Raw genomic sequence first — 26,828 nt, 5'->3', positions numbered from 1 at the left:
GCGTCACCTCGACGCCGGCCCCGATCGACGGAGGCGCCGGTCGTGGAGATTGAGATCCCGGACCGGCTCGCCAACTTCCTCTACTGGCTGACCGATCAGAAGTTCCCCGGCGCCAGCGCGGAGAAGATGCGCCGATTGTCCCGGGAGCTGAAGGCGGCGGCCGATCTCGTCGAAGCCGCCGAGCCGAAGCTGGCCGGCGCCGTACGCCGGATCCAGGAGGGCGTGGGGGGTGACACCCAGCGGGCCTTCGTGGCCAGCATGCAGAACTACGTCCGCACGCCCGGCTACGTCAGCAACACGGCCGCCCACCTGCACAACGTCAGCGCCACGACCGAGAACGCGGCGATGCGGACCCAGTACCAGAAGTTCATGATCCTCGGGTCGACGGTCCAGATGTTCATCGAGTTCGTCTGGGCCTTCGCGGCGGCCTTCATCAACCCCGGGATGGCGATGGCCTGGCTCGCCGCCCGCATCGCCATCTTCCGGTTCGTCATCAGGCTGCTGTTCAGCCGCCTGATGCTTGCGGCGCTGGGCGCCGTCGCCACGGAGGCGCTGACCGAGGCGCTGATGGACGCCATCATCCAGCGGATCCAGATGCGGCTCGGCACGCGCCGGACGTTCGACCAGGCGCAGTTCTGGCAGGCCGTGCGCGACGGGACGATCGCCGGCCTCGTCGTCGCCGTCCTCGGCCCCGCGTTCGGCAACATCGGCGCGCTCCTGAACCGGGTTCCCGTCCGGCCCCGGCAACTCACCGACGTCCCGACCCCGCCGGTCCCGACCCCGCATCCCACGCCCAAGCCGGTCCCCACCCCGCCTCCCCCGCGCCCCACCCCCACCTCCGGCCCGGTCCCTCCGCCGCCACCCGCCACACCGCGACCCGTGCCGGTCACCGTCGGCCGCGACGTCCCGGGCCCGGCCGGCACCGTCCCACCCACCCGCGCGCAACGGGTACGCCAGCACGCCGGGGAGTTCGTCACCGAGGTCGCCGCGTCGATCGGCATCGAGGTGATCGCCGGGGGCACCGTCTCCGCCGCCAACGGCCAAGGGTTCAGCGTCGGCCCCGCCGCGGCGACCTCGGGGGCCATCAGCGGAACGGTCGAGTCGGGCGCCGGATCGGCCGGCACGGCCCTGCACGACCGGCTCTTCCCGAACACCGACTCCCCCGACCGCAAGCGGGACGACGCGAGCCCGGCGATGGTCGATCCCACGACCGGCCCCACGGAGACGGATCCGGCCGCGCTGTCCACGACCACGTCGATCGACCCGGCGACGACGACCGGCGCAGATGCCACCCCGCACCGCACGGGCCCAGGCACGGGCACAGGCACGGGCCCAGGCACGGGCCCAGGCACGGGCCCAGGCGCGAGCCCCGGCACGGGCCCAGGCGCGAGCCCCGGCACGGGCCCAGGCACGGGCCCAGGCGCGAGCCCCGGCACGGGCTCAGGCACCGACGCGGGCACCGGTACAGGCACGGGCGGCAGTGACGGCGCCACGGGCGAGGACCGGGCCCAGGCGCGGGTCACGTCCGGCGAGCCGGCCACGGCCGCCGTCGGATCGGACGAATCGGTCTACGGGGACTCGCCGTTCGACGACCCGAGGTTGACTCCCCACACGTTCGACGACACCGACTTCTCCGACGTCTCGTCGCTGTCCGACTTCTCCGACACCTCGTCGATCGCGGGTGCGGAGGGGTTCGACGGCGGCGACCGGTGGGACGGCACGGACCCGTTCACCGGCGACGACGTGGGCACCGCGCCGACGCACGCCGGCGAGCCGTCGTCCGTCGCGGACATCGCCGGGCCGGATGCCGGGCAGGTTCGCGGCAGCGCGCCGGTCGCGGCCACGCCGCTCGCCCCGGCCACCACCGGCCCGACCGGCACGTCCACCACCAGCGGCCCGACCACCACCACCAGCGGCCCGACCACCACCAGCAGCAGCCAGTCCGCCGCACCTGCCACCGGCACCGCCGGCCAGAACCCGGCCGGCACGAGCACCGGCTCGGGCGCCGAGCGGACGGCACCGGGCACGGCCACACCAGCCGACACGGGCGGCCCCGCCGCGCCGGGGGCTTCGTCGACGGGCGCGGCGCCGGTTCCCGCACCGGCACCGCAACCGCTGGCGCCGGCCGACGTCGGTACGCCCTCGGCCCCCGGTGCGGAGCCGGCGGCCACCGGCGGCACGCCGAATCGCGTACACCCGTGGGACCGTGCCGTGCCGGCGGACCCGGCGGCCCGGATCTCCGCGCTCGACGACTGGCTCCGCCAGCGCGAGCAGCGGCCCGGCGACACCGGCGATCCCAGCCTGGACTGCGTGCCGCTGGCCTGGGACGTGTTCGAGAAGGTGCACGGCCGGCGGTCCAACCCGGGCCCCCGCAGCGGCCTGGCCGGCACCGGTCTCGTCGACGCCGACCGTCGGGGGCCCTCCGTCGCCGACACCGCCGACCTGCTCCGGACGCTCGGCGGCGACACCGCCACCACGAAGGACGGCGGCCGGGTGCTGGCGTACCTGGCGAACCAGCCGGGTGCGATGGCGCTGGTGGTGGCCCGGCCGCAGCGGGACCGCGCACACGTCTACTGGGTCGTCGCGGACGGCCGCGGACCGGACGTGGCGCTCCGGTGGGTGGACCCGCAGCAGCCGAAATCGTTCGATCACGACGCCCGGGTGAACGGGCCGGCAAGCGAGTTCTGGTCCACGCAGCTCCGCTCACCGGACTCCGAGATCCTGGTGCTCGGGCCGGACGGCCGGGCGGTGGACATCGGGGTCGAACGGTTCGAGGTCCGTGCCCACGGGCTGCTGGACGCGCCGACCGGACCGCTCGCCGCGGGCATGCTTCCGCGCCGGACGGACGATGCTCCCGCTGACGCGCCTGCCGAACCGCCGGAGGCGGTCGGGTCCGCGACCGCCACGCCGCTCCCGGCCCCCGCCACCGATCCGGCGCCGAGCCCGGAGGTCACCCACCCGGTGCCCGTCGACTCCCCGACCACTCGATCCTGGCCGCTGCCCGATTCGCCCCAACCCCGCACTCCGAGCCGGCTGAGCGGCGTGTTCTCCCGACCGCAGACGCCCCGCCGGCCCCCGCCCGACCTCCCACCGACGAGGCCGAACTCGCCCCCCGACTCACCGCGTTCGCGACTGACCCGTGGACTGGCTCCCGAACTGTCGACCGACGGCACCGCTCCGGAGACCTTCCAGTCCGTCCTTCAGCGCTTCCGCCGGAGTCTGCACCTCGTCATCGAGCAGGCGTCCGAGCGGGAGGGCGACGCCCCCGGCCCGTCGCCGGAGGGTTCGGGCAGCCCGATCACCGCCGGATCGAGCCCGACGACGGCAGTGCTGCCGAGGCAGGACAAGGGCAAGGGCAAGGGACGGGTGCCGCGTGGCGCGGAGGCGGCGGACCCCGGCCCCGGTGACCCGCCGCCCCTCGACGACGGCTTCGACGAGGCGGAGATCCAGGAGGCCGTCCGCCTGTCCCGCCTTCCCGGCCCGCGCTCCGGACCGGGTGCCGCCTCCGGATCGGGCGTCCGCGCGGTCGGCCCGACGACACCACCCGATCCGCGTGCCCCACTCCCGTACCTGGGGAAACCGCCGAGCTCGCGGCGCGCCTCCGTCACCGACAGTCCCCGACCCGGTGCCGCAAGGTCACTGGACCCGATGGCGTTCGACGTGGAGGCCGCCGAACGCGAACTGCGGTCGAGCCTCACCGCGCCCGAACGCAGGACCATCGCGCGAGCAGGCACCAGAGCGCTCGCGCGTGCCATGACGACCTCACTCGCCGTCCAGCGGGCGTTGCACGATCTCAACAGCGCCTCCCCCGATTACGGCCTGAGGTTGGCCGAGGTGACGGAGGACACGAAGTCGTCGAATCGGCTGGCGCAGCAGTACGCCGAACTGAAGCGGCAAGCGCACATATCCCTGGAGGATTTTCTCAACGAGAACCAGGACACCGTCCGCTTCTCGGTGCTGGCACCCACCGACCGGCACCAGATGCTCATCTTCGAGGTGTTGAGCGCGCTGCGCAGGCTCGGGCACCACACCGTCGACGACGACGAGGGAACCTTCAGCTACTGGCGGCCGGGAAACATCCGGTTCGGAGTGACGATCCCGATGCGCGACCGGGAAGGACGACTCTGGGAACTCCAGGTCCACACCGAGGAGTCGTGGCGCTCGATGCAGCTCACCCGCGAGTTCCACCGGGTGAACCGCATGGGCTCGGCCCCCATGTGGGCCAGGGTCTCCGCCGTGCTCCACATGCTGCGCGTCAACGACGAGTTGGGGTTGAACGACACGCCGAACCTGTTTCCCAACCCCCTGCCCAACGGCCTGCCCGCGCTCGTCGGTCCGGGCACCGGCCCCTGGCAGGAGTACCTCGACGGTCTGGTGCGGGCGGGCCAGACCTTCGCCGACGTCGTCGCCGAGCACGGACTCACCCTGACCACGCTGATCGACCGGGAGCAGCTCCACCTGCCCCCGGACTCCCCGCACTGGGCCCGGACGCCACACCTACCGGCGGGCACCACACCACCGGAGGGACAGTCACTCGGGGGTCGGCGGCCGCGAGCCCCGCAGCCGTTCGACGCCCGTCGGTTCGAGCGGGAGCTGATCCGGAGCCTCGGTCAAGCCGAGAAGGAGGCGCTCTTCGACGCGGCCCAGGTAGCCCAGGAGCAAGCTGACCAGGCACTGTCGGTGATGCGGGAGGTGACCTCCGCCTTCCGGAGGACCGGCACCGACGTCACCCTGGTCGGAATCCGCCACCGCGCCAAGACCATGTCCGCCCTGGCCCGAAAGTTTCACGACCGGAATCTGCGGGACCAGACCGACCTGCCGACATTCCTCGCCACCAACAAGGACTCCGTCAGGTTCTCGATCCAGGTGCCCGCCAACGGGTACGACTCGACGGTCCGCAAGATGCTCGATCGCCTCGAGGACGCGGGTTTCGAACGCCGCGGCGACGACGACATCGTGCCCTTCTGGTGGCCCGGCGGCCGGTGGTTCGGGCTGACCACGACGCTGCGCTACCGCGGCCGGCTGGTCGAGGTGGACTTTCCCACGGCGGCATCGTGGCGGACTACCAAGCGGGCACGGGATTTTCACCAGGTCGTCCGGCTGAAGACGGCGCCCATGCCGGACCGGGTGAGCGCCTACCTGAACATGCTGCGACTCAACCGGGAAGACGGCCTGGACCGGGATCTCCCGGAACCGCTCGCCGATCTGCCGGCGAGCCGGGAGAAGGGCCTCGCGGCACTCGTCCAGGCGCGGCCCGACGAGTGGCGGCAGTATCTCCGCGACCTGGAAGAGCGCGACCAGTCGTTCCTGGACGTCGCCCTCGATCACGGTCTGACGCGGGCCGATCTGCCGTCGGCGACGGAACTCGGGCTTCCGGACCAGTCCTACCATCTGACCGCCCGTGCCGGTCGGCGGCGACCGCGTGGCGACTCGCCGGCGAGCCGCCCCCGCAGCCTGTCGCGCGGCGCGGCCGGCCGGCAGCCCGCCGAGACGATGCCGCCGAACCGACCGGAGAGCCCCGAGCAACCCCGACCGGGTACGGCGAAGAAACGGCGGGTGACCTTCACCGGCGAGCCCCCGGCACCAGCCGCGGCGGCGTCGCCCGGCATGTCACCGGCACCCACCACCGCGCCCTCACCCACCACCACACCGGCACCCACCGCCCCGCCCACACGTCTGCCGTCGCCGAAGCCTCCGGAGGCCGATCGCGATCGTCCGGACGACGAGTTGGGAACCGGGTCGGACCCCACCGGCGGGCGCACCCCACCCGCCGGCACGGAGAACCGCGCCGGCGACAGCGCCGCTGCTGCTCCGTCGGAGCCTCCCCGGGTGGAGGAGCCGACCGCCGGGTCGAGCAGCGGCGGAGCGGATCGCACGGGATCCCCCGGGCCCGGGGCCACCGACGGAGGCGGCACTCCTTCGGACGCACCGGCGGCGCCCCGGGCATCGGTGGACGTGCCGGCGTCCCCCGGGAAGCCGACGCCACCGCCTGCCCCGCACCGCCGGCCCTTCCGCACCCCCGCCGAAGCGCGGGGTGGCTCGCCGACCACAACCGCCGCGCCGGGGCGGCTACGCTCCGAGGATCGCGCCCTGCTGCTGGGCGACGGCAACCACCTGCTGGCCGCCGTCCTCTACACCGAACTCGACAACGTCGACGAGCAGGCATTCGAGAGCGTGCTGGCGCGGGCCGAGCTGACCCGGCTCCGAGCTGAGCGGGCGCAGTCGCAGCGCGCGATCAGCACCACCGGAGTCGCCGACGCCGTGGCGGAACTGCACGACCTCCTGGCCCCGCGGATCGCCCAGCTCACCGCCGCCCAGCTCGCGGAGATCCGAGCGGTGACGGCGGTCGTACCGACGGGGGGTGACCCCGCCCTGCGCGACGCGCTGGCGAACCTGCTGCGGCCCGACACGCCGCACGACCATTCCGACGTGGGGCCGATGCTCATCGGCGTCCTGCTCGGCCGACCGGTCGTCGTCGACGACGGCACCCGCGCCCGGTCGTTCGCCCCGGCCGGGGCGGCCGGCGCGCCGATCCGCCTCTATCGGCACGCCCAGGCCGGCACCGGCCACGCCGCCTTCCATGCCTTCGTCGCGCCGCCCCCGGCGCCCACCACGGCGTCGGCGCCCACCACGGCACCGCCGGTCCCGCACCAGCCGGAGCCGGCCACCACGGCCGCGGTCAACGATCCGCCCATCACGCCGCGGTTCGTCCCCGGCCGCCACGACGCACTCGCGGACGGTGACGGCGACCTGGGCGAGCTGGCCAGAAGCATCGCCGGTCGGGTGGTACGCGCGGCCGCCCACCGGCCGCCCGAGGGGGCGCCGGTCATCGTCACGGTCGAAGGCTACGGCGACGGACCCCGGCGCCTGCTCGGGCGGTCACCGACCGAGGTGGGGCGTCGCCGGGCGCAGTGGCTGGCCGGGGCGCTGGAACACCAGGTCCGCAAGCAGCTCGCCGACGACACCGGTGGCGACCCACCCATCGTCCTCTTCCGGCACCGGCCGGCAGTCGCGACCTCCGGCCAGGATCGCGGCGGTGCGCTCCGCCGCAGGCTCCGGCGGCTGGCGCCCGGCCGGCGGCCGGAGCCGGGCCGGGTAGTCACCCACACCGGTGTGGCGACCGTGCACGTCGCCATCGCCGACTCCTGGGACGACCACCGGCGGGCGGTCAATCCGAAGCTCCCACCGACGCCCGCCGCCGCTCCGGTCGGCAGCGGCCGGCTCGACCAGATCGCCTACGCCGCCGGGATCCCGGCCCACGCGCTGCCCGACCTCGACCGGCTCACCGGCCAGCTCGTCCAGTTCGCCCGGCAGCACCGCGTCCCGGACGACGCCGCCTCCCGGGACTGGATCCGCGGCGTGCTGCGCAACAACTACCGGCACCTGGTCGGCGACGGGATGCTCGTCTTCATCGGCAACATCGAGGTGCGGGTACGACTCGAGCTGACCGACCCCCGCCGGGAGTCCGCGCCCGCGGCGACCACCGCCGAGCGGACCGGGGACGGCGCGGGGCAGCCGACCGGGAAGGCGACGGCCCCCCCGGCCCGCCCGGCCGGGCGGGCCATGCAGGTACGCGCGAACGAGACGATCCACGGCACGTTCCAGGTCGGCGCGCACAGCGAGAGCCACTCCGGCCCGATCAGCTGGTTCCGCTTCGGCGGCTCCCCCGGATTCTCCTTCGGCGTGCCGCACGCGCTGCTCTCGGTGCGGCTCGGCGCCGCGGTGCGCTTCGTCCGCAATCTCGTCAACCGGTCCACCGGCACGGTGCGGGACGCCGAGGTCGGCCGGGTGGAGGACACCCGCGAGGACGCCGCGCTGATCTCCGCCGCCGCGCGGTACCACCTCCAGGTACGCGACCAGCCGGCCCAGAGCTGGACCAACCTCGCCACGACCACCCTCGACGCCGGGGAACGGATGACCCTCTCCCTGCCGGAGAAGTATCTGGACCGGCCCGAGCCCGGTCAGGCCGCCCGACTGGCCACCTCGATCCGACCGAACGCCCAGGCGCCCCGCGGCGCCGACCGGCGCCTGCCGAAGGTCTTCTACGCCTCCGGGCTCACGAGCCTGCACCTGCTCGCGGACGACATCGTCCGGCAACTGGAACGGGAACGCGGACCGATCCCGCTCGGGCATCCGCTGCGATCCGACGTCTGGCACCGGGTCTCCAACCTGGACACTCACCTCGACAAGGCGGTGAACCGGTATCGCGGTTACCCGTTCACGCTCGTGGAGAACGGCCGCGTCGTCGCCAACGTGCGCATCCGCACCCGGCGCGTCGGCCGGGGCCGCCCGGTGAGCGCGCCCAGCGACAAGGCGCACGTCGAGGAGGTCCGGACCGCCATCTCCGGCACGACCGCCGGATCGACGGTCACCAACGAGGCCAGCATCGAGCCCAGCCTGGAGTTCCTCATCGCGCGGGTGCCGAAGGTCAGGTTCGCGGTCAAGGTGCCGTACGCGCGGTGGAGCTGGACCAACCGGAACAGCAACTCCGCCGGACGGCTCGGCCTCTGGGTCCTCGTCTCGCGCTACGCCAGCTTCACCTCGGCGTACCAGATGGAGTTCACCCACCAGGCGACGGTGCAGGTGCGCCGCCGCCGCAACGTGCTGGTCCGGGCCGGCAGCGCGGCACGGGGGCTGCGGCCCCGCACCCGGCACGACCATCCGGGCGCGAACTACCAACCGCTCGAGATCCACGGTCGGGCGATGGTCCGGGTCCCCACCGCCGACGCCGTCGCGTACGGCATCGAACCGCCGGCCCCAGCGGGAACGACGCCGGCGACGGTGAAGACGACGGTCGGCGGCACGCCGCCACCCACCGTTCCGGAGCACACCCGCCGGGGCCGGGGCATCGGCAAGGGCATCGTCGAGGTCGACCCGCAGCTCGTCGACAGGTTGGTCGACCGGGTCGAACAGGAACTCGCCCGGTTCGGCTACGTGGTGCGCGACCCGGACGCGCCCTTCGAGCGCCGCTCCTGGTTCAGCCGCAAACGGGACAGCCAGGTCAACAACGGAGTGCTGCTGCGCAAGCTCATCTCCACCGCCGCCCTGGAGTCCAACTTCGACGGCGTCCACCAGGGCGGGTTCTCCATCACCGTCCGTAAGCGGCACACCGGTTGGTTCACCACGTTCGGCGTCCGTTCGGCGCGCGTGACGATCGAGGCCCGCCCGCGCGAGACCCAGGACGAGCGCGGCCGGACCATCCCGGTCGACCCCACCTCCGATCCTCGCCGAACAAGCGAACGGCACATCGTCAACCTGGAGATGGGACTCGACTCCGGCGGCTCGTCGGCCGGTGGCGGGCAGGGCTTCGCGGCCGGCGCGAAGCTGCGGTTCCTGCCCACGAAGACCGGCCGGCAACTACAGGGAGCCGGGATCGGTCTGGAGTGGGACCGGGGCATCGGCGGCGACGAGTCGGTCAACCACGTCAGCAACATGCCCCGGCTGATGGAGTACCAGGGCGAGCTGACCGAGTTCGAGGTGACGACCCAGTACGGGGTCGTCATCGAGCACGACCGCCAGTGGTCGTGGAAGCAACTCCTGAAGCGCGTCGTCGGCCGGTCCGACGACACCCGCCGCATGCCGACCCCCCTGCTCCCGATTCCGAGCACCGCGACGGTCCGCGTCGTCCCCGCCTTCAACACGAAGCCGTCGCACAGCCCGGAGCGGGCCGCGACCGTACCCGGGCGCACGGACACCCCGGTGGCGGTGCTCGACAACGCCGCCGTCTCCTACCTGGACGTGACCGGGCTCCTGACCACCGCCCGTGGCCGGATGCAGCGGATGGCCAAGCCCGGCGGGACGGCCGACGAGGAGATCTCGACCTTCCTCAACCACGCTCAGGTCCTCTCCCACTTTCCCGAGGTGGCCCGGGGTCGCTACACCACCGACACGTTCTTCACGTCGAAGTTCTGGCGCGACAAGCACCGGGCCGTGTCGCTCAAGGCCGATCTCGGCGCCTCCCAGTTCGTGGGCGCGACGAACGACCCCTACGTGCTCGGCCTGATCAAGCTCTCCCTGACGCAGGCCGGTCAGTCGAGCAGCCGCCGGCGCGGCGTCGCGGTGACGCCGCTCGACCTGGGCGCCGGCGGGGATCCCGGCCGGTCGAACGTGACCGGGGTCAGCGCGTCGCTGAGCCACTCGATGCGGTGGGGCCGGAGCCGCTCCCGGTCGACCAAGCAGACCGGCGGCCGCGAGTCGCTGGAACTCAACTTCCAGCGCGCCTACGCCTTCCGGGCACCGGTCAGCTACGACCTGCGGATCGGCAAGACCAAACGCGCGAAGCTGCTGCCCAACAGCAACTATCCCCCGGTCTCCCGCCCGATCTCCGACGTCGAGCCGATGATCTACCTGCTGTCCGAGCCGGATGCCCTGGAGCACTACGCCCGGGGCGACGTGCCACTCGACGACGAACAGCTCCTGGACATCGTCACCCGGTGGGTCGGCGGTGACCTCCAGATCTCGCACCAGCTCATGGCCCGCGTGCTCATCCGGTGGGAACGGACCGCAGCCGCCGGCGACGGGACCGACGACCATCACGACCTGCGGACCGACACCGCCCGCGAGCTGGCCCGCAGCCACGCCTGGACCGATCTGACGATGCCGCCCGACGTGATCGGGGAGTTCGAGACCCTCTTCGACCTCACGGTCCTCCCGGGCCATGCCGCCAGCCGGCGTCTCGGCCTTCCGCCCTACCTGCGGCCGGGATCGGGCGCGTCGTTGGGCCACAGCGGCATCCACTCGCTCACCCTGGCGGACGGGGCGCACCTGTCCGACGTGGTGGCCGACGCCGTGGAGCAGCTCGAACCCGGCCTGCTCGGCAAGACCCACGACCGGATGATCCCGCCGCAGGACAACCCGCCGCGCCGCCGGTGGTGGCGTCGCAGCGAGCAGGTCCCGCCGTACGTGGGACGGTTGCAGGGCGGCCTCGACGCGGTCCAGGCCCTGTTCGACGGCGGGCGGGAGCAACCGCTGCTGGAACAGGCGCTGTCCCCCGACGGCGTCTCGCTCTACTTCGCCAACCCGCACGCCTGGTTCGCCCAGGACATGGTCGAGGTCCGGGTCAGCGCCCGGCTGACCAGCCAGCCGGAGTTCGGCGACTACGTCCGGGGCAGCGGCCTGGAGACCTACCGCCACCGGTACGTCGAGCGCCGCGACGCGACGGACCGGCAGTTCACCCGCGGGACCTCGATCGGGTTGAAGCCCACGTTCGAGCACCGGCCGACGACCCCACCGACGCTCGAGCAACAGCGCCAGTCCTCCCAGCAGCGGGTCACCACCGGACCCGGGGTCCGGTGGGCCGACGGGGTGAGCCGGTCCCGGGCGACCACCGAGCAGCTCACCTACGAGTCGACGATCTACGACTGGGGCAACTACTACCGGGCGGCGGCCGGCGTCGAGTTCACCGTCGAGGTCCGGCGACTCAAGCTCGGCGGTCGACGCGTCACGAACTGGCTGACCAGCAAGGTCGTCTCCCGGTTCCGCAGCGGGCCACGGCCGCCCCTGCCCCCGGCGGCCGCCCGCAACCGGGCGGCCAGGATGCTGGCCCGGCTCCGCCGGACCGAGCGGACCCTCCCGCCGCGGACCGTCAGCGGCTCGGTGGTCCTGAAGGTTCCGAAGAGCGTCGCTGAGGCCACCCCGACGGCGCCGCCGACCGGCCTGCGGGCCGACGTCAACCCGACCACGCTGCCCGGGGACGCCTTCGTCGACGCCGTGCAGTTCCACGGCGCGGAGGCGGCCAGCCGCCGGCTGCTCGGGGCGCTGTTCGAGCGGCCGGCCAAGTGGAACCGGTGGTGGCCGTCGCGCTGGGTGAACCGGCCCGGCTACCACACCAGCGCCTCCGTACGGGCCTTGGTGACCCGTGACGTGCTGGCCGCCAACCTCATCCCGGCGGCCATGAACCCGGACGGGGTGCAGGTCGCCGCCGGCGCCTTCGTGCCCGGTCACTCGAGCCGGCGGGCGGACCTCACCCTGCGCGGCCGGCTGGAGAACCTGGAGATCATCTCCGAACTCGACGGCACCGGCACCGGCGCGTACGCGAAGTACCAGCAGGGGTTCGGCGCCTCCACCACCCACGACACGCCCTATCTGGCGGCCGGCCTCAGCGCGGGCGGCCCGGCCAAGCTGAGTGTCACCGACGGCTCGAACCCCACCGAGGCGTACGGCGCGCACCGCACCGAGGGCGACACCGACCTCAGCCGGCAGGCGCCGAAGTCGCACACCAGCACGTTCGCCGACGCGCACCGGCGGGAGGAACACGTCAAGCAGCAGGGGCCGGCCGTCCTGGTGCGGATGCACGGCCGGTACGTGCTGGCGGGGCAGAAGCGGGTCGTGCACTGGTGGCGCCCGACGTCGTGGGGGCGGAACCGGACCAGCGACGAGTTCAGCGGCGACGTGTACGTGGTCATGTTCAGGGCCGACTACGACGCGATGGTGGCCGAACGACGCCGTGCCGAGTTCGGCAGCGGGTTGGACCCGGCCGGGCGGGACCGCACCCGCCCACCGGTCGGCGGGCCGCGGTCGCCGAGCCTCGACCTGGTCGACGCGTTCGCCCGGCTCGACCCGAACGGCGCCACGCCGGCGCCGGACGGCCCGGACCTGGCCCTGCTGGGCCTCGCGCGGGACCTCAGCGGCCGGGTCCGGGTCGACGCGGACGACGTCCTCGTGGTGGAGGTCGACACCGCCGGCCAGGCCCGGCAGCTCCGCGAGTCCGTGGACGGGTGGGCCGCCGGACACCTCACGCCCGCGCAGATCGCCGCCGTGCACGAGGCGGATCCGGCCGGCCGGGACCTGGTCACCCGGATGGTCGACGCGGTGCACGCGGCCGCCCCGGCCGGCGCCCGGCCGGAGCCGCCGTTGCACATCCGGCTCCTGAACGACCCGCTGCGCGCCGCCCGGGCGCTGGCCCGGGCGCTGCGCGTCCCGGTGGAGCTGCGGCGGCGGGACGCGGCCGGCGGCGTGACCGACCGGTTCGGCGTCGCGCCGGACGGCTGGTACGTCGAACTCGAGCCGACGATCGGCAGCCGGCAGGTGGCGCCCGCGGAACTCGCCGTGGACGCGCTCCCGCCGCACCTGATCGACAGCGCCGTGCGGCTCGGCGTCACCCGCGACGAGTTGGTCGAGCTGGCCCGACGGCCCGAGGGCCAGTTCCCGGCCGAGGCGGAGCGGTTCCTCCGCGAGCGGGAACGGGCGGCCCGCCCGCCCGCGTCCCCGCCGCTGTCGGCCGAGCAGGACGGCGCCCTCAGCGCCCGCGGACTCGTCCCGCTGGCACCGGAGTCCGGGCCGGACTCCTGGTTCCGGGCCCTGGCCACGACCGCGCGGCGGCAGCCCGACCCGACGGCGGAGGTCCGGCAGGTCGCGGCGGCGACCACCGCCGCCGAGCTGCGGACGCTGATCGCCCGGCGGCAGGGACTTCCGGACGACGCGCCGCCGCCACCCCTGGCGACCGTCCCGGCGGTGCTGGGCGTCGAGGTGGAGACGATCGCCGCCGACGGGACCGTGACCAGCAGCGGGCCGGCCACCGGCCGGCCACTCGTGCTGGCCGGGATGGGCGGGAACGAGTTCCGCCCGACCGGACCGGCGGCGACCCCCACCCCGGTGGTCAAGCTGCCTCGACGGCGCTCCGCCACGTTCCTCTCCTCCGACCGGGCCGCGTCCGACGAGCCCGGCGGGGGCACCCTGGGGAGGACCACGATCACGCGACGGCACTCCGCCCCGATCAGTCGAACCCTGACCGAGGTCGCCCCCGAGGACCGGACCGTCCCGGACCACGTGCCGGCGGCCAGCACCCCGGCGACGGCCGAGCCGGCCCCGCCGGCCCTGAGCCAGCACCGGACCCGACGGATCGCGCTGGACGACCGGCTCGTCGAGATCACCAGCCGGCTCCGGGAGCACATCGGCGGCCAGTCCGATGCCCGGGTACGGCAGGAACGGACCGATGAGGTGGACGGGCTCACCGCGGCCGGGACCGGCAGCCGCCTCGCGGACACGGCCCAGCTCGTCCAGACGCTCACCGAGCTGCTCGCAACGTATCAGCGCACCGACGCGGAACGACAGTCGGTGCTGCGCCTGCGGCAGCGGCCGCCGGTGGACCCGCCACCCGCGAGCGGCGACGACCCCGGTGGCCCGCGCGTGCGGAGCGACGCCGAGGTCCGGCTACGGCACTACCTCGCGGCCAACGACCCGGACGGCGCGCGACTGCGCCACCTCGAGGACCTCCTCACGACCGGCACCGACGAGCGGATGCTCGACAACCTCATGGCCGCCCGGCTGGAGCACTACGAACGCGAGGACACCGAGCTGGCCGCGGCGCCGGTCTGGTGGCACGAGGGCAGCCGGAACCGCCCCGGCGAGTTCTACGCCCCCCGCGCCCACCAGCAGCGGTGGCTCAGGGCGAACGGCTTTCAGGTGGGTTGGGTGCCCGACGACGGGAACTGCGTGTTCGCCGCGACGCTCCGCACCGTCGGGACGGACCGCGTCACCGAAGCCGCCCGGCTGGTGGCCCGGGCCGCGGGGCTCCCGGGTGCGGTACGCGTCGACGACCCGCTCGCCCTGCGGGCGCTCCTCGCCGCCGTGTTGCGGCGGTCGCTGGAACAGCAGCACATCCGTGACACGTTGCGCCTGGCGGAGGCCGCCATCCACCCGGCGGCCCACGACATCGCCCGGACCGGGCAGGCGCTGCTGACCATCGAGGACCTGGCCACGTCGATGGCGACACCCGGCGAGTACGACAACGACCAGCGAGACCACTACTGGTTGGTGGTGACCCAGGTCCTCCGCTGGGCGACCGACCTCTCCACCGCGCGGGGCGGCGACCTCCGTGTCGATCTGCAGGGGCTGTCGGAGGGCACCGACGAGGCGGTGCTCAGTGGCGGCGGCGGCACCACGCCGACCCACGTCATCGTCCTGGTCAACCAGCACTTCCTGCCCACCCGGAGACGACCGGTGGCCGGCGGCCGGGACGTGACCGTCCTCCCCGCCGCGGTGGCGTGGGACCTGCCGCTGCCCCGGACCGGGGAGGGTTCACCGGTCGGGCTCGCGCGGCTGCGGAGCGAGGTGGAGACGGCCGCGCACCGCGTCCCCGCACTCGACAGGCGGGTGCGGGTCGCCGTGGCCGACCGGGGTACGGCCGGCGAGGACGCGTGGGCCTCGTGGCAGAGATTCGTCGACGGCTTGGCCGCGCTGCACGCCCGCATCGACGGGGTGACCGAGCGGACGCTGCCCGCCGCCCGTACCGAGTTCGGCAACCTGCTGCTCACCTACCAGCTCGCCCATCGCCGACTGGCCGACCTGGGCACCGCACTGCCCGGCAGCCGGCAGCTGGTCGCGCCGATCGACGGACCGCGGGACGGGGTGCCGGTCGCCCCCGGGGTACGCCGACCACGCCGCCCCGGCGAGCCGGAGGGCCTGCTCGGCGGCGCCACCGGCCTCGAGGTGGAGTTCGCCGGCCTCGCGCTCACCTTCCCGGTGCTGCCGGCGCCCAAGACCACGCTGTTCCGCCTGGCCGACCTGTTGACGGTCACCTACGACACGAACCGCCGGAGTTTCATCCTGGAGGTCGTCACGGCGCCGACGGGTGTCCTCCCGGGCGAGGAGAACCGGGCCCGCCGGAGCGAGGTGCTCAACGCGCTCGACGCCGTGAACGCCGCGCTGGCCTCGGTGACCGGGCCCACCCTGCTGTCCGACCTGTTCCCGCCGGAGCGCGGCTTCGCACACGACGTGCAGGGCGTCTCGATCCGGCCCAGGACGGACGAGCCGCACACCCGCTACGTGCAGTTCACCGTCGGCGCCCCGATGCACGCTCTGGTCGCCCCGCTGGAGTTCATCGCCGCCGGCACCTACAACGAGAACTCCCGTCGGCACCTGCTCGACGGGCTGGACTTCGCCCAGGTGGTGACCACGTCCTATCTCACCCAGGTGCTCGGGTCGCCGACGCCCGCCTTCGCACTGCCGTTCCTCACCGACGTGCCCGGCACCGAGGAGCTACGCGGCTACCTCGCGCTGCTCTACACGCAGGTCGCCGCGATGCTGCACCAGCGGGTCGTGCCACCGCGCTCGCGCCTGATCAGCAAGAACTATCTCGCGGCCGGCCTGCGTACCTCGGTGTCGGGGCTGCGCGCCCAGCTACCCCCACGCGCGCAGAGCTTCCTGCACGAGCAGCGCGACCGGATCACCGAGATCCTGCTGGCGGGCTTCACCGATCGGGTCGCGCACTCCCTCCACGCCGACGCCCTGCTGGACACGAGCCTGCGCAACCCCGCCGCCGGCAGCGTTCGTGACTACCTGCGGAACGCGCTGAGCCCGGCGGGGGCCGACAACGTGCCGATCAGTCAGAAGGACGCGGTCAGCATCAGCGGCTCCTTCGCCATGGACGACAACGGCGGGGCGCTTTCGACCCCGCTGGCCGTCGTCGAGGTGCGCCACCTGGGTGACTTCACCATGGACGAGTCGCAGCTTCACCGGCACCTCACGTCCTTCGATCACCTCATCCGCGCCGGGTACGAGCGCGAGCCGGCGGACTGGAACCGTCCCTCGGCGCTGCGGGCGCGGGTGCTCGCCGCGGTGCGCCGCAGCCAGGCGGGCCTGGCCGTGCCGGCCTCGGTCGGCCGCCTCCGCACCGCGCTGATCGACACGCCCGCGCTGGCGGCGGACTGGCTGACCTCCGACGCGCGACACCCGCAGGCCCGGCTGGCCGACGCCGACGGGGTGCTGCTGCTGGAGCTGGTTGCGGCGGCGATGGCCGGCGACGACGTACGACCGCTCCTGGAGCCGGCGCTGGCGGTGGCGCTGCGGTATGCGCGCACGCTGAACCTGGCTCGTCAGCGCGTCCTGGACCGCCACGCGGAGATGCTGGTGAACGCACGTGACCAGTGGATCGAGGTCGTCGGGGCCCTGCACGAGCACCGGTTCCCCGACGGCCCGGTCCCGGACCTGGCCGCGCTGACCGCCGACGACCCGTCGGACGACCAGATGTCCGACGACTACCTTTCCGACGACACGGTCTCCGAAGACTCGACGTCCGACGACGAGGCCAGCGACGACGACACGATGCCGATGTCCGACGACGAGGAGGCCGACGACGACCCGATGCCGATGGACGCGGACGAGGGCGCGTACACCGGGCAGACCGCCGCCGACGCGCCGCTGCGGCTGCGCGGAGGCTCCGGCGACGGCACCGACCCGTCGCACGACGACCCGGAACCCGAGGGACCCGGCACGCCGGCGGCCGACGAGCCGCCCGCCACGCTCGGGACGCCGCCCGGTGGCAGCCGGTCGCTGGAGCACACGGATCCGCTGCGCCCGCCTCAGGAGCATCCCGACACCCGCTACACCGTCGAGCAGTACCTCCAGACGTTCTGGGATCCCACTCCGCCCGCCGCCGGGGAACTGACCTCGGCGGACATCCCCGTCGTGGTGCTGCGCGAGCGGGCCGCCGACGTCGGGCCGCAGTTCGTCGAGGACCTCGCCGACCGGGGCGTGCCGGCGATCCTCGAGACCGTCGACGCCGATCAGCGGCGCCAGTACTGGGGCTACCTGCCCCTCTGGGCCGACGGCTCGCTCCAGAACCCGGTCACCGACGATCTCCCGCAGCTCGTCGAACACCTCCGCTCGCGGTACCTCGACCAACTGGCCACGATGGCCCGCGCGGTGACCGTCCGACGCCTGACGGCCGGTGAGAGCGCGCTGAGCACCGCCGACCTGTGGCGCGTCGTGCACGCCGCCGTCGACCGGGCCGGCGGTTTCCGGGTCGGTCCGATCCGGGCGGAGGACCGCCTGCTGGAGCCGGCCCTCGACGTACGGATCCTCGCGGACGGACGGGCCGCCGTCGACATCGACGAGTTCCACCCGGCCGTGGATCTGCCGCAGCGCCTCAACCGGGTGGCCGCCGAGGGTCACCGGGCCGACGTGGCCGGGCCGCCGGCCCTGATCTTCACGAACGCGACCTACGACGACGTCCACTATCTGGCCCGCCCCGGCGTCATCCTGGTCGTTCGCCAGGACGAGGGCGACGGATGGCTCGCCGTCTACCAGCCGATCAACACCGGCGACCTGGTCCAGGTGCGGAACGACGACCTACCGGCGCTGATCGACGCCACCCGGGCGGAGGAGCGACGGGACCTCGCGGGGGCGGTCGAGGAGATCCAACGGCGCGTGTGGGCGCTCGGCGGTCGGGTGCGGGTGACGCCGGAACTGATCGATCAGGCCCTCTGGACGGCCAACCGCGCGGACGACGCGCCGCCCACCGGCGCCCGCAACTACTCCTTCCTGGTCGCCGCCGGGATCCTCGACCTCCACGACCCGCGGAACGACGGAACAGGTCGGTCCTGGCAGCCACCCCGCGAGGCGTTCGTCGCGTACGGCGTCGGTGAGCACGCGGCGTTCGTCGCGGCGGTCGTGGCCGCCCGCGAGGACCTCCAGGGGTTCGTGGGCTGGACCGACGAGGAGGGGGAGATCCTCGATCAGCTCGACGACGACCCGGACGAGGGGGACGGGCTCGAGTACGGCACGGACGCGCTGGGCATCCTGGCGGCCACCGTGCGCGGACGAACCGCGTCCTTCGTCCGCGACCTGCCCGACAGCATCGTCGACCAGTACTGGCGCCGGTTGTCGGGCGGGCTGCCCGACGCCGACGCTGCCGACCCCGCCCGGTTGCGGGCCTGGCTGATCGATCAGGTCCGGGCCGACGAGCCGCACCCGGAACTCCAGCCCGTCCTGCTGACCCTCCTCGGACGCCTGATCGACCGGCCGATCCTGGTCTGGGGCCAGGCGGGGCCGCCCGCCATGTACTGGCCCCCGGGTCAAGAGGAGCCGCCGATCCATCTGGTCCGCACGCCCGCGACCAACCAGGGCCCGTGGGGCCACCTGGAGCGGTACGCCGTGGCAACCGCCCGCGGCGCCGTGTACGACGGGGAGCCGCTCAGCGCGGACGGGATGATCGAGTGGGCGGCCCGGCGGTGGGTTCGTTCGGTGACCGTGCCGATCGACCGGCTCACCGGCGCCACCACCCGCCGCGACGCCGTCATCCCGGTCAACACCCGGAACGACCGCACCGCCCGCGTCCTGGCCCGCACCTACACCGTCTACCCGGACCCGGACCCGGCCGCCGAGCCGGCCGACGACTTCCTCGACCTGGAGGGCGGGTGGGGCATCCGGGACGTCGGCGAGGGCGCGTGGGTCTGCCCGACCACCGCGGCCGACGACGCCCCGCCGCCGGTACGGGCGCGCACCATCGTCCTGGGCTCGGACGCGCCGCACGCGCCGCCGGTCCCGGACCGGATCAGGCGACGGGTGCTCAGTCAGATCCACCTTCAGGACCTGGCGGGCACGGTCGAGGTGGTCGCACCCGGACGGCCACGCTGGTGGGCCTACGTCGGCCCCACCCTGAGCAGGGTCGACGTCCCACTGGCACGGATTCCGGCGGGATTCGTGCTGGGCTCGGCCGCCGACCCCCGGATGGACGTCGCCCGCCGGCTGCCGGAGGGCGTCCGCGCCCGACTCGTCGTGGTGGGCCGGTTCGCGCCCGAGGACGTCATCGCGGCCGTGTCCGAGCTGTCCCCGCCGGAACGGCTGGGACTGGCCGTGGACCTGCGCCTCGCCGATGCCCCCGCGGCCGGACCGGGCCTGCGTCAGCTGGCCGTCGACCTCGCGTCCCGGGTGGACGTGCCGGTCGTCCTGCCGGTCGACGAGCTGGCGGCCGGGACCGGCCTGCCCGCCGAGCTGACCCTGGTGCCGACGGACCACCTCGGTCGGCGGACCTTCGCCGTGCTGGCCGCGGCGGCGGAGATCCGAGCGGTCGACTACGACGGCATGCCGGCCGACGTACACCCGATCGTCAGCGCCGAACCGACGGCGCCGGACACCTACCGGCTCTCCGACGGTTGGGAACTGGAGACGATGCCGGGCCGGCGGCTCTGGCTCCGCCCGGCCGGCACCCCCACCGCCCTGCGTGCCGCGGTGCGCGGCAGCGACGCCACCCCGCGGTTCGCGGTCGCCCACGGCGACGTGCCGGTGCCGGCCGGCGTCTGGACGACGATCGACCAACTCGCCGCCGCCATCCCCGACGCGACGTTCGAACGGATCGACACCCGGTCCGACGAGGTGGAGGTCACCGTCGACGGTGCGCCGGACCGGCCCGCCGGCCCGTGGACCCTCTACCTGCATCCGGACGGCCGCACGGTGGATCCGGACTCGACGGACGCGCTCGCGGAGGCGGTCGACGCGATCAGAGCCGGGGCTCGGGCGAGCGCGACGGAGATCGTCCGAGTCTCGATCGAGGGCGTCGGCCACCCGGACGACGACGCGGCGGCCACCGGCGCCACGGTGCGGCGGACCAACGCGCTGCGACGCATCCTCGACGAGGCGGTCGGCGATCAGCACCGCCGCCTGGTCCGCACCCGGACCCACCGCGAGGTACGCCCGGCGGGGTCGGACGCCGAGCCGCTGGCGGTGTCGGTCCGGGCCGTCCGGCACGACATCGTGGTGCGCGGCGGCCGGAGCCTGGTCGCGACCCGAGCCCCTCGACTCGGTGCCGGACTGATGCGGGCGTGGCGTCACGCCGGCGCCGGCGCCGTGGTGCTCGACCCGGGCGACGTGGAGGCGCCGGGCAACGCCGGCCGCGCCGTCGGCGACCGACTCCGGCAGATGACCGAGATCGCGGTGGCGCACCACACCGGGTCGACCACCGGCCTGACGGTGCTCGCCCACCTCGTCGAGGAGCGCTCGGCAGCGGGTCCCCCGCTGGCCGTCCTGGTCGCCGGCGGTTTCCCCTTCGCGCATCCCACCGGCCGGCAGGAGCGACTGAGCCTGCTGACCGCCGCCGACTTCCTGCGCGACGTCCACACGCTCGCGAACCTGCCGTCCTTCTTCGCGTACCGGCCCGTCCCGAACAACCCGCCACCCGGCCGGCAGGACCCGAGGCTGGCGCCGGCGCCCGGGGCGCCCGCCACCCTGCCCGCGGCCGAGGACCGGCTGACCCTGGTGCTGGTGGACGCCTCGCTGGAGGCGGTCGTGCGGTTCTACCTCACCCTGGTGCGGGAGAACGAGCTGCGGCGGCTCGCCCGGCGGCCGTTCGTACGGACGCTGACGGTCGTCGACCACACCACCGGCAACACCCACCGCTCGGTGTTCGAACCCCTCCCCCCCGATCGGATCGCCGAACTGCGCACCGCGCGACTGCTGACCCGGGTACGCGACGGGCTCGGCCTGCTCCGTCCACGGCCCGCCAGCGCGGACGCCACTCCCGCCTACCAGGACTTCGAGCCACCGCCATCGACGTCGATGTGGCCACTTCCGATCGGTGGCCGGACCGGAGAGGTGGACCCCTGGCGGCAACGGGCCCTGATGGGCGTGTGGCCGATGCCCAATCCGACCAGGCCGGTCTACCAGATCGAGGCGGAGGCTCGCTGGGTCGGCCTGCTCGCGGACGGCGTCGATCCGTCCATCGAGGTCATCGTCGTTCACCACCGGGGCCTGCCCACCGGACTCTGGGTCAACCACGCCCTCCGGGTCGGTCGGTCCCGGGCCCAACTGACCGACCATCCCGTCGTCGCGGCGCGGGAACTCCACCGCCATATCAGCGAGAGCCACGGCAACTGGACGGCGCTGGCGGAGGGACGCTGGGCAGACCACCTGGAGTCGACGGGCAACCTGGCCGACCTGCGCCTGCTCCACCGCCTGGCCGCATGGGAGGGCAACCGGAACGTGCGGCACCTGCTGCTGGACGAGCAGCACGGCGACCGGCCGGAGGTCGTGGCGGAAGCGGTGGCGGCCGGACTGCCCGGCCGGTATCCGTCGACGTTCCTCCAGGACCAACTGCTCGGATTCGTCGACGTGCTGGGCTGGGCGGCGGCGCGGCACGTCGTGGTCGAGCGTGGCGAACTCACCGCCGCCGGCGACGCGCTGCGGATCGACGGGGAGCCGCTGACCGTCGCCGGTTACCTCGACCGGTTGCCCGACCCGGCGGACGGGCGTCCGCTTCTCGTCGTACTCGCCGACGCCTTCCCGCGCGCCGCCGACGGCGGGCCGTTCGTGCGGGCCCTGAGCGAGCAGGTCCCGGTGGTGCTTCCCGCTGCCCTCTCGGTGCACGGCATCATCCTCAACGGCTGGCGCGTGCACACGCCCGCCGGCCCGGGCTGGCACGTCGTCGACAGCCTCGCCGGCGTCGCCCGGACCACGGTGCTTGCCGAACTGGCCCGGCGGGCCCGGGGCGGCAGCCCGACCGACGACGAGGTCGCCGGGTTGCGCCGGCTGTTCGCCGTCACGCCACCGGCGCCGCCCGACCGCGCCGGGCACGGTTCGCCGGAGGTCGGGATCGTGGTCGGCCGCGATCTCGCCGGGGGCCCGCAAGAGTGGCACTACTGGGTCCGCAACCTGCTCACGGTGTCGCAGACCCGCCCGTTCCTGGTGCTGGACGACCGAACCGTGTCCCCCGACGACGTCTTTCTCCGGGTGCCGGCCACGGCCGTCCGGTCCGTCGTGGTCGGTCCCGCGGAATCGGTACGCGTCGTCGACCTGCGAGCGGCGGTGGACGGCGTGGTCGATGTCGCGCTGCTGCGCACGGAACTCGCGGAGCGGCTACCGCTGTCGGACCCGTCAGCCTGGGCCCGGGCGCGGGCGGCCGGCCTGGTCGCCGCGCTGCCACCCGACCCGCCGGGCGCCGTCCATCCCGACGATCCGTCCCGCGAGGCGGTCTCGCCGCTCGTACGCCGGGCCCGCGTCCGCGCCGCGACCGTTCGCGGCGCGGCACCCCTGGTCCTCGTCCGCGCCCACGGCCACGTCGAGGGCGCCCGGCTGCCGGCCGCCGACGGCGCTCCCGAGGTGCTGATCGTCGAGCAGATGCGGGGAATAGCGGCGATGACCCGCTACCGCCGGTCGGGGACCGTGGTGACCGACCTGACGCGCGTGACGCCGTCGTCACCCCCGAACCAGGTGCTGGAGGCGCTCCTCGACCGGGGGAGCGTCGTCGTCGAGGCCGGCGTGGTCGACGGCGCCACCATCCGGATCCCGACCGGGCCGACGCTCACCGCCGAGGACTTCGTCGACGAGGTGGAGTGGACGGATTCGCCGCGCATCCTGGTACTCGCCGCACCCGTCGCCGGCGACGCGCCCTTCCTGACCAGGCTGCGCCGACTCGGCCTCATCGTGATCAACCGCGACGCCGGTGACGGCAACCCGTGGCGGGCCACGGTGCCGGGGGCGGCCGGCCGACCCGTCGACGTCGTCCACGACGACCTGTCGCGCGTCGTGCACACCGTCATCCTGCTCGGTGACGGGGACACCCACCGGCCGCTCGTGGCGCTGATGGCCGAACACCTCCCCGCCCCCGAGGGCTGGGCCAATCTCGCCCTGACCGGCGCCGAGGCCGCCCAGGTCCAGCGCGGCGAGGCCGTACGGCGCACGCCCTGGTCGAGACGGTCGCGCACCGTCGTGGCGGTCGCGCCGGAGGTCTACCGCGAGGTGCCCCTCGCCGCCGTCGACGGCGGCGAGGCCGGCCGGGCCCGGTTGACCCGTCCCCGGCCGCCGCTGACGGCCTGGACGCGCGCGTTGCCGGCGCGGCTCGACCATCGGGTCCACGTCGTCGACCCGGGTGCCGTCGACGCGGGAACGTCACCGGCGTACCTCGTGATGCAGACGCTGAGCCGGCCGCTGCCGGCGGTGCCGACGGTCGGCGAGCCGGGCGTCCCGTGGGTGGCCGTCGTGCCCGGCCAGGACCCGGAGGCGCGCACCGCGGTCGCCGCCGAGTTCGCCCGCGCGGGGATTCCGGCGGTCACCCGGGCGGACGGCACCTGGAGTCTGCACGTTCCGCCGTACCTCGATCCCCACCTGCCGGCCGGACCGACGGTCCAGGCCGGGCTGTCCCTCGCCGACGGCATCCGCACCGCCCGGCAGGCCGCCACCCGGGGTGGGAACAGGTACCAGGCCGAGGTGCACGAGTGGTTGCGGTTGTTCGCTGCGGTGGCCGGCGCGACGGCGGCGGCTCACACCACCGCTCCGTACGTGTTGCCGCACGACGATCCGACGGTCGGCCTCCAGCGCACGCCCGAGCCGTGGGAGGTGGCGCAGCGCATCCACCGGGAGCGGACCCGACAGTCGACGGAGCCGGTCGACCCCTGGACGGCCGCCGCGGAGGAGACGGTCCACGGGGGACTGCGGGTCCTGGCCGACTGGCGCGGGGTCGCGGTGCTCCAGAACGTCGCCGTCGACTGGGGACGCCTCACCGCGACCGGAAACCGGATCGGGATCGCGCACCACGGCCGGCCCGGCCCGGTCGATCTCGCGACCCACCTGGCGGCGGAGGACGCCGACGGTCGGGGCCGGGTGACGATCATGCCGCGCCTGGGCCTCCCGATTCAACGGCCCGACGTGGCCCGGCGGCTGCTGGCCGGTCTCGGCGCGGGCACCGTCGTGGTCACCTGGGACAACGACAGCCGGCGGTGGGCGGTCGTGATTCGGGCCGGGGTCACGGGGTTGTCGGAGCAACTGCCCGACGCGGCCGACCACGCATACCTGCTGCTGCTGGCGATACGAGCTGGTCAGGGGATCGGTCCCAACAGCCAGGAACAGCGCTATCTCCGCACCCGGTTCGTCGGCGTCGAACCGGACGCGGACGCCGTCACCGGCGGCGAGGTCACCGTGGCGGTGCCGACCACCGCCCACCGCGCCGGTCGTCGCCGGCGGCCCGACGGCGACGACGGCTACCTGGCCTTCGTCGAGCAGGACGGCGGGGACGACCGCACGGCGGTGCGGGTCAGCGCCGACGCCGTCCGTCGGGTCCCCTTCGGCAGCCAGGTGATCGTTCTGCTGCGGACCGCGCATCCGGGCCCGGGCGAGGCCACGGCGCGCATGCCGCACGTCCCTCCGGTCGCGCGGCCCAGGCGGGCGAGGCCGGCACCGCGCACCGATCGGGACGACCGGCCGCCGGTCCGCTTCGGCGACCTCTTCCGCGACCGGTTCGGGGACGAGGCCACGGCGGACGGGACGACGGCGCACGGGACGACGGCGCACGGGACGACGGCGGTCACGCCGCCGGATCGCCGGCCGCGGCCGTCCGGGTCCGGCGACACCCCGCAGCGGCCCGCGAAGGACTCCGCAGCCACGGAGACCCCGCCCGACGCCGCCTCGAACACGTCACCGCCACCCATGCCGGCCGCGCCGCCCCGGCCCACCGCGGCCACCCCCGGCACGCCGGCCGCGGCGCATGTCGAGGTACCGGTGCTGGGCGACGGCAACTGCGCCGACTACGCGCTGATCGTCGCCGCTCCGGAGGCGGTCCTCGGTCTGGGTGGTTGGACCCGGGAGCAGCGACGGCGGCTGCGGGGCCTGGTCACCGGTCGGCACGACCGGACCGCCCACCCGCGTGGCTTCGGCCGCGCGGAACTCGGCGACATCGCGCAGGGCCTGCGGCTCCGGCTGGTCGCCTTCATCGACCAGATGGACGACGCGACCCTGGTGTCGTTCCTGGAGGGACATCCGACGGAGGCGCCCGACCTGCGGGAGGCGCTGTCGGACGCGGTCTACGCCGACTGGCGCACCGACGACGGCGACCTCGTCATGCCGCTGATGACCCACCTGCTCCGCCGCACGATCGTCATCGAACAGGATCGGCACACCGTCACCCTCTCGCCGCCCGAGCCGAGCGCGGAGCCGCCGATCCGGCTGCGCCGGACCCACGAGACACCCGACGCGCACGCCGGACGCCGCGGGCCGGACGGGACACCGCTGCTCATCGAGCACTACGCCGCTCTGGTGCCGGCCACGCCGACCCCGCCGGCCCCGGTCGCCGACACCGACGGCGACGCCTCGGGGGATCCGTCCGGCGACGAGGGCGGACGTCCGGGGGTGGCGTCCGCCGGGCGGCTCCGCGTTCCCCTCGGCGGGCGCCCGACGGCCCCGACGACACGGCCACCGGATCCGGCCACCGCCCCGACGCCCTACGCCACCGTCGGCGACTTCTCCGCGGCCAACGTCCCGTTCGTCGACGTGATCACGGAGCCGGGCCGGATCGGCGACGACGGGATGATCCGCAGCGCACGGTCGGACGTGCCGATGGACCCGGCCGCGTACGTCGACTCGCTCGGCCCCCTGACCGGGCAGACCGTCGTACGCTTCGCGCACGCCGGGCTCCGGACGGCGGTCTTCGCCACGGCGGTCGCCCGGCGGGGACCGATCGCCCTCTCCCACTTCGTCCTCGGCGGGAACGGGCGGTGGCTCGTCCAGGTCATGGAGTACGCGACGGACCAGCTCCGCATCCTCGACGACGACCGCGCCGGCCCGGTCACCGTGCTGGCCCGGCGGATCCGCGAGGCTGACCTGACCGCCCTGCGCGACCACATGCGGCTGGAGCAGGACGCCGCGGGAGTCACCGGAGAGGTCGACCGCGAACGGGTCTTCCAGATCGCCCGCCGGCTCAACGACGGCGGGCCGCCGTTCCTGGACGCCCCTCCCCCCACGGCCACCCCGACCGAGACTCCGGCCACGTCGGCCGGCACCACGGCCGCCCCCGCCGAGACGCCGGCTGCCGGCCCGGCCGCACCGCCGCCGGCGGCGCGACCCCGGCCCACGCTGAGCCGCTCCCTCACGCGAGCGGCCCGGGCCGAGTACGAGACGGTGCTGGCCAGCCTGCGCGAGCACATCGCCGGCAACCGGCGGGCCGAAACCAGATCGCGGACCCTGGCGATGTACACGACCGTCGGCACGGACGACAGCGTCACCGGGATCCGGGACCTCACCGCCGTCCTCCGCCGCCTGCTCGACCGCTACCGGACGGAGGACCTCGGCCCGGCCGACGACTCGACCGCACCGAGCGGGCAGCAGCCACCGCCGCCCTGGTAGTA

At 74.5% G+C, this 26,828-nt stretch carries 1 protein-coding gene; it reads left to right on the top strand.

The features are described from left to right. Window positions 1-42 precede the first annotated feature (42 nt). Complete coding sequence (locus tag C8054_RS16350) at window positions 43-26,826, top strand: hypothetical protein (RefSeq protein WP_107157652.1); 26,784 nt, start codon at window positions 43-45, stop codon at window positions 26,824-26,826. Window positions 26,827-26,828 lie beyond the last annotated feature (2 nt).

The organism is Micromonospora sp. RP3T, assembly GCF_003027925.1.
Lineage (GTDB): Bacteria > Actinomycetota > Actinomycetes > Mycobacteriales > Micromonosporaceae > Micromonospora.
This window is presented reverse-complemented; position numbering and strand designations above follow the sequence as displayed.